Raw genomic sequence first — 11,099 nt, 5'->3', positions numbered from 1 at the left:
ACGGCGGCGTCCAGCGCGCGTTCGAAGTCGGCGTCATCGAAGATCACGAACGGGCTCTTGCCGCCGAGTTCCATGCTGAACTTCTTCAGGCCGGCCGACTTCACGATGCGGTTGCCCGTCGCCGTCGATCCGGTGAACGAGATTGCACGCACGTCGGGGTGCGCCACCAGCGGCTCGCCCGCATCCTTGCCGTAGCCATGCACGAGATTCAGCACGCCGGCCGGAATGCCTGCTTCGAGCGCCAACTCACCGAGGCGCGCAGCGGTCAGCGGCGACAGCTCGCTCATCTTCAGCACGGCCGTATTGCCGAAGGCGAGGCACGGCGCGACCTTCCACGTGGCGGTCATGAAGGGCACGTTCCACGGCGAGATCAGCGCGCAGACGCCGACCGGATGAAAGAGCGTGTAGTTCAGATGCGTCGGCGTCGGATAGGTATGCCCATCCACCCGCGTGCACATCTCCGCGAAGTAATAGAAGTTATCCGCCGCGCGCGGCACGAGTTGCTTACCGGTCTGCGCGATCACCTGGCCGCAGTCGTTGGTCTCGGTCTGCGCGATCTCGGGCACGTTCTTCGCGATCAGGTCGCCGAGCTTGCGGATCAGCTTCGCGCGCTCGGGTGCGGGCATGCCGGCCCACTTCGGAAAGGCTTCCTTGGCGGCTGCGACGGCTGCGTTGACTTCGGCTTCGCCGCCAGCAGCGACTTCGGCCAGCACTTCCTGCGTGGCGGGATTGACGGTCTGGAAATAGTCGCGGCCCGCGACCGGCTTGCCGTTGATGAGATGGTCGATTTGCATTGGATTCAATCCGGTTGATGTCAGGCTGCGGCGATGGTGTTGACCAGCGCGCCGATGTGTTCGATCTCGGTGACGATCACGTCGCCGGGTCGGCAATCGACGACGCCATCCGGCGTGCCGGTCAGGATCAGGTCGCCCGGCGACAGCGTCATGAAGCTGCTGAAGTACTCGATGAGGAAGGGCGCGTCGAAGATCATGTCCTTCGTGTTGCCCGACTGCGTGACCTTGCCGTTGACCGTGGTCGAAAGCGCGAGCGACATCGGGTCAGCCACGTCCTTCGCGTCCACCAGCCAGGGGCCGATCGGCGTGCAGGTGTCGCGGTTCTTCACACGCAGATTGGGGCGATACCAGTTCTCGAGGTAGTCGCGAATCGCGTAGTCGTTGGCGACCGTGTAGCCGCCAATGAAGTCGTAGGCGTCATCGCGCTTGACCTTGCGTGCGGTCTTGCCGACGACGATCACCAGCTCGCATTCGTAGTGCATGAACTGCACGTCCGAAGGCCGATAGGTCAACTGCCGGTGACCGGTCAGCGTGCTTTCGCCCTTCACGAACACCAGCGGTTCTTCCGGCGCCTTGAATTCGAGTTCCTTCGCGTGATCCGCGTAGTTGAGCCCCAGCGCGAGGATGGTGCGCGGGCGCGGCGTCGGCGCGAGCGGCGGCAGCCAGGTGACCACGTCGAGCGCCACGCGGCGGCCGTCGCCCAGCAGCAGTTGGCCGTCGCTCTCGACCGCGTCATGCGCCGTGCCTTCATAGAGGATGCGTGCGCGCTTCATGCCTGTTCCTTCACGAGCGTATTGACCAGCGTTTCGAAGCCCGGCGCGCTGATCTCGATGGTGTCTCCGACGCGCGCGAGCGGCCGGCCGGCGTCGCAGCCGAGCATCAGCACGTCACCGTGCGCGAGGGTCATGAATGCGCCGACGTCTTCGAGCAATTGCGATGCGCTGCGCACGGTCTTCGAGAAATCGACCGATTGCCGAAGCTCGCCGTTGATGCGCACTTCGAGCTTGAACTCGGCCGGGTCGGCAACCTCCTGCGCGTCGCGCATGGCGGGGCCGATGCCGAGGAAGCCATCGAGGCACTTGAACTTGACCGGCGGGCGAAAGAAGCTCGCATGCGGGATCGAGAGATCGTTCATCAGCACGAAGCCTTCGACGTCGTTGTCCGCGCCGATCACCATCGCGATCGTCGCGCCGACTTCGACCTCGGCGACATTCGCCGGCACCGTGATCGCACTGCCGTGCGCGCTCCAGGTGTTGGCCGTCTTCACATAGAGGATGGGTGCCTTCGGCGGCGCCTTGTACGGCGGCTGCGTCATCTGCGGCGCGAGCGCCTCGACTTCCGCGCGGAAGTTGAGGAGCACGCCGTAGACCGTGCCCTTGGGGAGAAAACTCATGGTTTCGCCGCCGGGCCGCCCCAAGGCGGAACGCGCCCCCTCGGGGGGCAGCGACGACACGGAGTGCGGAGCGTGGGGGTTCATGGTTGTTCCAGTGCAATCAATTCGTCGAGCAGCGCGTAGAGCTGGGTGAGCTTCTCTTTGCCGAGCGACTCTTCCATCCACTTGTAGTGCGCCTCGATGCTCACCGAGAGCCGCTTCACCAGCTTGCGCCCGTGCGGCGTCGCCTCGATGACGGTGCAGCGCTGGTCTTCTGGGTCGCGGCTGCGGGTGATGAGCCCGTCGCGCTCCATGCGCGCGAGCACGCCGGTGAGGCTCGGGCCGAGGATGAACGCCTCGCGCGCCACGCGACCGGTTTCGACGGACCCGTGTTCGCCGACCACGCGCAGCACGCGCCATTGCTGGTCCGACAACTCATGCTCGCGCAGGCTCGGGCGCGTGTGCGCCATCACGGCTTCGCGCGCCTGCAGAAGCAGACGCGGCAGATTGCGGTGCGCGAAGGTGGTGCTCATCCTGTGTCTCGATTTATTTAACATGTTAAATATCGGACGCAGGAAACCCACTCCGGGTTAACCCTGAGTGGTCAAGCAAAGAGCTGTCGGTCGACGAACTTGAGATCTGACGAATCGAAGTACGCCTCGGCCCATTCGCCGGTGGTGCGAAGCGACCATTTCACCGCCTTGGCGGCAGCGTCCTTGGCGGCCGGCGCAGCCGACTTCAGCGGCTCCTTCTGGCCCTTCTTCTTCGCATAGCGATCAAGGAACAGGAAGTGATCGACCAGCGCAATGGCTTCGAGCGCGAACACCGTTGCAACCTCTTCCCCGCGCAGGCAGATGAGGTTGTCGCCATTGGCCTGCTCGCCGCCCAGTGCAAGGTTCGAAGAGCCGCAATACACCGTCGGGTTGTCGTCATTGAATGCGCACACCACGAACTTGTGATGGATCTGATGACCGAGCCCCACGCTGCGCACCTGGTTGAAAGGCGGCGGCAGGATGGTCGAACTCGGCTTGCCGGTCACGAGCACCCCGGTCGACTTGCCGGGCTCGTAGAGCGCAATGCCCGACGGGTTGTCCGAAATGCCGTAGCTGAAGATCTTCTGGTTCTTGTGCAGCGTGCTCAGCGACGTGTAGACGGGGCTCGTGCCGTTGTCCATCTCCATCACCGCGAACAGCACGCTGGCCTTGCCCTGCGGATTCTTGCCCTCCTGCGCAATGCGCGTCGCGATCTCGTCGAGCACCGAGTTGGCGACTTGCGGCGAGTGCGGCGCAAAGCTGATGTCTCCCGTGATCTTGCGTGACAGCTTGAAATCGAAAATCTGCCCGGACAGCGGTGACTTGATGAACGCCGGGCCGCTCACATCGTCGTCCCACGCGGCATCGAAGACCTTGGCGTATTCACCGGCCACGTTCGCGTCGTCGAAGACCAGCACATGGTTGGAGTTGACGTACATCCCCGTCACCGAAAAATTGGTCGACCCGCACAGCACCTTCGTCGCCGTGCTGTCCGCCACCTTGCGCACGACGAAGACCTTGTCGTGCGCGAACCGCTTGAAATGCCCCCGCTTGATCGCGGAGCCGCTCTTCTTTGCCTTGGTGAAGAGCGTCTCGAACTGGTCCTCCGGCTTGGACATCGCCTTGTCGTGATGCAGTGCCGCGTCGTCGAGGATGACACGGACCCGCCCGACCTTCGCGAGCGCGATAAGGCTTTCGATCACCGTCGGTTCGTTGAGGTCGTAGGCGAAGACATCGACCGTCAGCTTGCCGTCCGCAAGCACTTCGTCGAGCAGATCCATCACGCGCTGGCGGGCGGTGAAACCCAGCCAGCTGTATTCCTCCTCGAAGGTGTATTGCTCGCCGGCGGCGTTCGAGCCCGAGATCTGCGACGTGTCGAACAGAAGCTCCTTGTCGTTCGGCCGGATCAGCGCCTTCGGCCCGAAGTGATTCAGAAAGCCTTGCGACTGCACGTACCCGCGCGTGAAGCCGAGCTGTAGCCCGTCCAGCTCAAAAGGCTGCACCGGCACCTTGACCGAGACGCTGAGCTTCGCGTCCAGCGGCTGCATCGACTGCTTGGCATCCACGTAGCGCGGCGTCACCGTGTACGTGTACATCCCCATGAACGGCTGCAGCCCCTGGTGGATGGACCCCGGCACATGCAGCCACCTGAACTTCTGGAACGGCGCATTCAGGCTGGAGCCGGGCGGCTGCTTCGTGTCCTGGGCATGAAGCTCCGGCGACGCGAAAGTCAGCGTGTTGTGCAGGTAGTAGGGCGTCTGGCCCTCGGGCTGCACCTTGATCGTGAATCCGACCAGGTTCTTCGTCTTGGCCTTCGGCATGTCGAACGCCAGAAGCGTCTTGGCGTCGCCGATGTAGGCCCTGACCGAGAGCCCTGCGGTTTTCTTCGATACGGAAGCGGGCATCCTCATCTCCACACGTTGGTTGTCGATGTTGGCTGTGCACGGCTATTCCACGCCAAGGCGCGCGGCTCTCCATCATCAGACTTGGCGATGACGAATCGGGGAAATCGGCGGCGATGCCTCCCTACACTCACGCCATGGCCAAGGAAAAAACCGTTTACGTCTGCACCGAGTGCGGCGGCACGAGCGCCAAGTGGCTCGGCAAATGCCCGAGCTGCGGCGCATGGAACACATTGATCGAGCAGGTCGCGCAGCCCGCGGGCGGCGCGGCCAACAACCGCTTCGGCACCCAGTTTGCGTCGCTCGGCGGATCGGCCGAGCTGGCCACCCTCTCTGAAATCGAAGCCGCCGACGTCGCACGCGCCCCCACCGGCATGGAAGAACTCGACCGCGTGCTCGGCGGCGGCATCGTCGACGGCGGCGTCACGCTGATCGGCGGCGACCCCGGCATCGGTAAATCCACGCTGCTGCTGCAGGCGGCCGATGCGCTGCAGAACATGGGCCGCAACGCGCTCTACGTCACCGGCGAAGAAAGCGGCGCACAGGTCGCGCTGCGCTCGCGGCGCCTCGGCCTCGACCATTCGCAGGTGCAAGTGCTCGCCGAGATCCAGTTGGAAAAGATCATCGCCACGCTCGACGCCACACGTCCGACGATCGCGGTCATCGATTCGATCCAGACCGTGTATTCGGACCAGCTCACCTCCGCGCCCGGCTCCGTTGCGCAGGTGCGCGAATGCGCGGCGCACCTCACGCGCTTCGCCAAGGCCAGCGGCACCGCGGTCGTGCTTGTCGGCCACGTAACGAAGGAAGGCGCGCTCGCTGGCCCGCGCGTGCTCGAACACATGGTCGACACGGTGCTGTACTTCGAAGGCGACACGCATTCGAGCTTCCGCCTCGTGCGCGCCATCAAGAACCGCTTCGGCGCGGTCAACGAGATCGGCGTCTTCGCGATGACCGAACGCGGCCTCAAGGGCGTGACCAACCCCAGCGCGATCTTCCTGAGCCAGCACGCCGAGCCCGTGCCCGGCAGCGTGGTGCTCGTCACGCTCGAAGGCACGCGGCCGATGCTGGTGGAAATCCAGGCGCTGGTCGACAACGGCGGACCCAGCCCGAGGCGCTTGTCAGTGGGCCTGGACCGCGATCGCCTCGCGATGCTGCTCGCCGTGCTGCACCGGCACGCGGGCGTGGCGTGCATGGATCAGGACGTGTTCGTCAACGCCGTCGGCGGCGTGCGCATCAGCGAACCGGCAGCCGATTTGGCGGTGATGCTCGCGATCACGTCGAGCCTGCGCGGCAAGCCGCTGCCCAAGGGCTTCATCGCGTTCGGCGAAGTCGGGCTTGCTGGTGAAGTGCGGCCTGCGCCGCGTGGGCAGGAGCGTTTGCGTGAAGCCGCCAAGCTCGGCTTCAGCGTGGCCGTGGTGCCGAAGGCGAACGCGCCGAAGAAGGGCGCGAAGGAGATCGAGGGGCTGACGATCCACGCGGTGGAGCGGATCGAAGAGGCGCTGGATATCGTGAGGCAGCTGCAGTAGGGAGAGGGCGCACCCCTCCCGCAAGGAGGGGGCCGGACGGGCCTTGCTCGGGCATCCTTCAATGCTCCCTCCCGTCCTCCTGTGTCCTTCGAACCGGCCGAGTGCCCCTCCCTTTCGACCATCGCAGAGCCTTCTGCGACCACTCCGGATCTGAACCTCCCTCTGGTTCATCCGGCCTATTTGCGGCTGCTCGTCACCGCCGCCGCGGCTGAGGGCATCGACCCCGGCCTCTGTCTGGCCCCGCTGGGCCTGAACCTGACCCAGCTAAAACGCAGTGATGTCCCGGTGTCGCTGGCTGTCTGGCGCAGTGTCATGCTGAGTCTGGAGCGGGTGGCGCCCCGCCCCGGGCTGCCAATGCGTCTGGGCCGACGCGTGCCACTGCTTTCGCACGGCGCGCTGGCTTATTTGATGGTGAGTTCTTCCGACCTGCGTCAGGCGCTCGAGGGCCTTGTGCGTTTTGCTCCGTTGCGCCTTGCCGTCCTGAATCTCCGGTTGCGCGAACGCGGCCAGCATGTCGAGTTGCATGCTCGGCCTCTCGTATCGCTGGGCGATGTGGAGCGTTTCACCCTCGAGTTCCTGCTGTCGATGCTCTGCAAGGCCATCCGCGACCTGTGCGGTAGTGCCTCCCGCGTCATGAAGCTGCATCTGCCGGGCTCCATGGCCCGCAACACGCGCATCTGGGCCGAGCAGGGCGTCTCGGTCTCGAGGAGTGCGGGCTGGCCGTATTTTTCGTTTCCCGGATCGTTGGCTGCGATGGCGCTTCCCACGGCCTCGGGGCCGGATCGCCTCCTCGCATGGCAGGCCTGCGAAGAGGCGGAGCGCCATCGAGGATGGTCGCCCTCGATCAGCTCGCGCATTGAACAGCTTTTCCGGACCGGGCCGTCAACCAACTACAAGCTGGAGCAGGTCGCCGAGCAGCTCGGCTTGTCGCGGCGCACGATCGCGCGCCGCCTCACCGAAGAGCAGACGAACTTCAGCGCACTGGTCGATGCCAGCCGCAAGCAAAGGCTGCTGCGCCGACTGGCCGAGCGGCGATCGAACCCGAGCCGCTCGCTCACTCTCGCCGAGATTGCCGACGACCTCGGCTATGCGGATGGCGCAGTCCTCGGCCGGGCGGTGCAGCGCTGGTTCGGCATCAGTCCGAGCGACTTGCAGCGCTGGGTCGATGCCGGATTGACGCGACCGGGCGAGGCTTCCGGGGCCGTGTCACCAAAGGCAAAAACGGTGGCACCGGAAGTCTAGGGTCGTCGTTCGAACCAACTCTAGAGTGCTTCCGTACGGGTTATGCAGAGGCAAGTCCGTGCTGAATTAAGCAACTAGCTGGAGACAGAAGATGAGAAAGACAACCTGGGTAGGTTGTGTGGTGATGGCGTTGTTGGCCGGATGTGGCGGTGGGAATTCCTCGAACGTCGCACTGCCCACGGCGCCCGCCGCATCGAGCCCGACCGCCGCAACTGCGGCACCCGCCGCACCGGCCACGGTGCCTACCGTTCCCGCTGCGCCCTCCGCGGCCGCTGCCACCCCCAATGCCTTGTTCAAGGTCGGTGCAGCCACGGTCAGCGTCGCGCCTGACGCCCCGGTGTACGTGGGCGGATATTCGGACCCAGGCAAGCCGCCGATCCAGGTCAGCAACGACCCGCTCGAAGTTCGCGCCTTTGTGGTCGCCAAGGGCGACAAGGCCGTTGCCTTTGCCGTCGTCGACAGCACCGGTTGGTTCGCCGAGTACCAGGATGCCGACGTGGGCAACGGGCAGTTCGGCGCACGCGTGGATGCTGCAAAAAAGCTGGCCGATCGCGGCTTCAACGTCGACCGCTCGGCGGTGATGGTCTCGACCACGCACTCGCATGCAACGCCGACCCTGGTGGGCATCTGGGGACTCATGGGTTCCGCGAACAAGACCTACCTCAAGAAGGTCCACGACGCAGTGGTTCAGGCCGTGGACACTGCCGCTTCCAACCTCAAGACCTCGGAGCTGTGGACCGCGAACGGCGACATCGGCTCCATCATCTGGCAGAACGGCCAGGGCACGGACCATGTCGACGGGTTCGCCGTCGACGCAAGAATGCCCTTGCTTTGGGCGCGCGATCCGCAGACAGGCGCCACCAACGCGCTCTACGTCAACATCCCCAACCACCCTGACGAATTCCGCCCGTTCAACGGTGCCGTCACGCAGGGCTTCTCGGCCGATGTGCCCGGGTATGTCCGCCACCAGATGGACCTCACCATCGGCGGGGTCAGCGTCGTCGGGTCGGGAACCCTGGGCCGGCAGGAATCGCCGGGCACGAACGCCGACTACGCAGAAGTGAGTTATCAGGGGCAGTACGTCCTCAACGCGCTGCGTCTGGCCATGGCACAGGCTGCGCCACTCAAGAGCGACACCATCGGAAGTTCGGAAACCCTGATCCCGTCCATCACGGTAGGGACCTCCCCGTACAACCAGGGCCTGCTCAACCTGATGAAATACAACGCGCAGGCCGCCGGCCTGGGCGGCTCGAACTGCAATTCGGCCCTCGGCGGCAGCTGCTCCGTTCCGCGCGCATTGACGGCGCCCTGGTGCGTTGGCAGCTGTTCGGCCGGCAGCAACGGATCGACATCGCTCGGCACCTACGCGACGGCGCTGAGAATCGGCCCGCTGCTCTACATCAGCAACCCGGGCGAAGCCTTTGCGGAAGTCAATGACACCGTCCGCGGCGAGGTGCTCGACGCGCAGTCGGTCAATGTCGTCGGACTGGCGGGTGACTTCCTCGGATACAACTGGGCGCCGAGCGACTACACCACCCTCCAGTTCGGGTCCGGTGACTTCGCGAAGTACAACGTCGGCCCGGACCTGGCCCAACTCACCGCCGATGGCGCCTACGCCAATGCAGCCGCGCTCGGCTTCAAGGTCAAGCCTGCCAAAGACGTCGTGAAAGCTCCTTACGACAGTTCGGTGGCCAACCTGCCCGGCATCCAGTTCTATTCGACGCAGATCGCCACGACGCCGACGAGCATCAGCTTCTATGGCTCGACCGCGCAACCCCAGAGCAACTACCAGCAGCCGAACCATGTGTTGAGCGCCATCGCCTGGGACTTCGGCGACAACTCCGGCCCAGTCACGTCGAACAGCCAGGACCGCCTGTCCCACGCCTTCACGACACCTGGCTCCTACAAGGTCACCGCGAAAGTCATCGACAACAACACTGGCAACTCCCGCTCCTGGAGCCAGACGTTGACGATCCTTCCGACCTTCTCTGTCGCGATCAACGCGATCGTTTCGGACGTCGATTCGACCAAGACGCAACTGAGTCTCCGGCCCGATGGCGGCCAAGGCAAATTGCTGGCGGCCCGCTGGACGTGTCCCGATGGGCAGACGCCTCAAGGCCTGACGGTGGTGTGCAACAGGCTGCCGCGCAACGGAATCGTGCAGGTCACCGCGTGGGATGGCGCGGGTAACTCGGCGTCGTCGCAGACCTCGGTGCCCTGAGGAAGGGTGGCGTGGGTCATCCCACGCGAGCGTCAGGCATCCAGCCCTTTGACGGCGGCCGCGATCTCCGCCGCATTGGGCAGGTAGCAAAGACCGTTCGGACCCTCCATGGCCTCGATGTGCCGCCAGGCGATGGTGCCCGCCCGATCGATCAGGAAATGGCCGACGAGCTGGGTGCCATAGCTCGCCGCGATCTCGCCGTCGACCGGCTCCATTTCAAAGCCGTCCTTGGCATTGAGCGCAGCGTTCGCGGCCATGGGCTGCGTCGGCTCCGGCAGCACACCACCGGGGTTGATGCGGGCCGCTTCGAACTCCGCCAGGCTCGCGCGGAAAGGCCATTGCGGCGTCTCCGTGCTGTCGGGTGACTGGAACGCGGCGCGCGGCACGCCGAAAGCCTCGTGCGTGCGGCACTCGGGGTCGGACAGCAGCAGGAGTGGCGTCGGGCGAAAACGGTAGTACTGGCGGGCGCGCTCCAATGGCGTGTTGATCACCGCCACCGTCTTGACGCCGGCCGCTTGCAGGGCGGGCTGCTGGGCTGCCAACTGCATCACCTGGCGGCGGCAGAAGGGGCAATGCAGGCCCCGGAAGAGGCCGATGAGGAAAGGGCGGCCACGGAGATCCGAAAGGGCGACCGTGCCTTCCTGGCTCGCTGACGGCAGCACGAAATCGGGCGCGGGATCGCCCGGTTGCAAGGGGAGTGGCGGCGGGTTTCCCATGGCAGCTCCTTCGTTGAATGAGCGGTTGGGCCGGAGGGCGTTCGACCGTAGCACTTGTCGGGGCGGGGCACAACGCGGGGCGGTCGGCGCATTGGGTGGCGCTGGCATACTGCGCGAGTCGTGTCGAAAAAGGACGCGATCGGGTTTGGAAGCCCGAAGCAATGTTTGCAGAAGAAGAGCCGCATGCCGTTATTGGTTGTGCGGCTTCTTCGTTCGCGCCCCTTTTTGGCGGCTCGGACGGGAGGACGCAAGTCCTGCCGGTTTCTGCAAAGGTTGCCCGGTCTTCCAACCCGTTCGAGCTGCCGCCATCGTTTGGAAGCGGAGGCGGCGGTTTCAGGAAACCGCAACCTAAGGGAGGCCGAAAAAATGGCCAAGTCAGAACGCACCGCCGCGACCTCGTCCGGTAAGTCCAAACGCGCAAGGCTCAAAGGCGTCAAACGCCGAACGATGCCAACTCCCGCAACGCGCAAGTCAGCCAAGAGCAGGGCAATCAGCAGTGCCTTGATGTCTGTTGAGGACGAATTCAACAACCTCCGCGCAGCGCATCGCGCATATGACTGCGTCGAGAACTTCCTGACGCCGATCTACCGCCACGACTTCGAGGAGTTCTTCGTTCGGCCGAGCGAGCTGCGCGCGTTGCTGGAGGTGGTCAACGCGGAGATGGTGCGGCGTATGCAGACGGTAACGGATGCGATTGAGTCGGTGCGGAAGGTGTTGCATTGAGGTGGACGAGGGCTTGATCGCGGCTGATGGCCGCATACACGCCTTCGAATTGATACTGTCACCGCCGA

Annotated in this window: 10 protein-coding genes; 4 read left to right on the top strand and 6 right to left on the bottom strand. The window is 64.7% G+C overall.

Translation table 11 applies throughout. The features are described from left to right. The 5 genes from FHW64_RS33830 to FHW64_RS33810 all read right to left on the bottom strand — a co-directional run. Window positions 1-794, bottom strand: a 794-nt coding sequence (locus tag FHW64_RS33830; RefSeq protein ID WP_184533815.1) for an aldehyde dehydrogenase family protein, incomplete at its 3' end; no start/stop codon positions are given. A 20-nt stretch (window positions 795-814) separates the two neighbouring features. Beyond that, the gene (locus FHW64_RS33825; protein WP_184533813.1) at window positions 815-1,567 is read right to left on the bottom strand and encodes a fumarylacetoacetate hydrolase family protein; all 753 of its coding nucleotides are present in this window, start codon (window positions 1,565-1,567) and stop codon (window positions 815-817) included. Continuing rightward, on the bottom strand, window positions 1,564-2,187 hold the full coding sequence (locus tag FHW64_RS33820) for a fumarylacetoacetate hydrolase family protein (protein ID WP_184533806.1): 624 nt from the start codon (window positions 2,185-2,187) through the stop codon (window positions 1,564-1,566). The genes FHW64_RS33825 and FHW64_RS33820 overlap by 4 nt, the downstream gene beginning before the upstream one ends. A gap of 80 nt (window positions 2,188-2,267) precedes the next feature. Then, window positions 2,268-2,699, bottom strand: a complete 432-nt coding sequence (gene hpaR / locus FHW64_RS33815; protein WP_184533805.1) for a homoprotocatechuate degradation operon regulator HpaR — start codon at window positions 2,697-2,699, stop codon at window positions 2,268-2,270. A gap of 71 nt (window positions 2,700-2,770) precedes the next feature. Further along, complete coding sequence (locus FHW64_RS33810) at window positions 2,771-4,603, bottom strand: phospholipase D-like domain-containing protein (RefSeq protein ID WP_260306560.1); 1,833 nt, start codon at window positions 4,601-4,603, stop codon at window positions 2,771-2,773. 134 nt (window positions 4,604-4,737) lie between these two features. On the opposite strand from FHW64_RS33810, the gene radA reads away from it, so the two are divergent. The 3 genes from radA (at window position 4,738) to FHW64_RS33795 (ending at window position 9,592) form a co-directional block, all read left to right on the top strand. Next, window positions 4,738-6,129, top strand: coding sequence for a DNA repair protein RadA (gene radA, locus FHW64_RS33805; protein WP_184533824.1), 1,392 nt, complete (start codon window positions 4,738-4,740; stop codon window positions 6,127-6,129). 180 nt (window positions 6,130-6,309) lie between these two features. Then, entirely contained in the window at window positions 6,310-7,371 is a 1,062-nt protein-coding gene (locus tag FHW64_RS33800; protein WP_184533803.1) for an AraC family transcriptional regulator, read from the top strand. Window positions 7,372-7,462: 91 nt separating this feature from the next. After that, window positions 7,463-9,592, top strand: coding sequence for a PKD domain-containing protein (locus FHW64_RS33795; RefSeq protein ID WP_184533802.1), 2,130 nt, complete (start codon window positions 7,463-7,465; stop codon window positions 9,590-9,592). A 32-nt stretch (window positions 9,593-9,624) separates the two neighbouring features. Here the strand turns inward: FHW64_RS33795 and FHW64_RS33790 are convergent, their stop codons facing one another. After that, window positions 9,625-10,308 carry a redoxin domain-containing protein gene (locus FHW64_RS33790; RefSeq protein ID WP_184533801.1) on the bottom strand — a complete coding sequence of 228 codons (684 nt, stop codon included), beginning with the start codon at window positions 10,306-10,308 and terminating at the stop codon, window positions 9,625-9,627. 165 nt (window positions 10,309-10,473) lie between these two features. Here FHW64_RS33790 and FHW64_RS33785 point away from each other — a divergent pair, with 165 nt between their 5' ends. Next, window positions 10,474-11,031, top strand: coding sequence for a hypothetical protein (locus FHW64_RS33785; protein ID WP_184533800.1), 558 nt, complete (start codon window positions 10,474-10,476; stop codon window positions 11,029-11,031). The last annotated feature ends 68 nt before the right edge of the window (window positions 11,032-11,099 follow it).

The sequence above is a fragment of the Variovorax sp. Sphag1AA genome (genome assembly GCF_014192575.1).
GTDB lineage: Bacteria > Pseudomonadota > Gammaproteobacteria > Burkholderiales > Burkholderiaceae_C > Variovorax.
The sequence above is the reverse complement of the archived record's forward strand: the minus strand, read 5'-3'. Positions and strand labels throughout refer to the sequence as shown.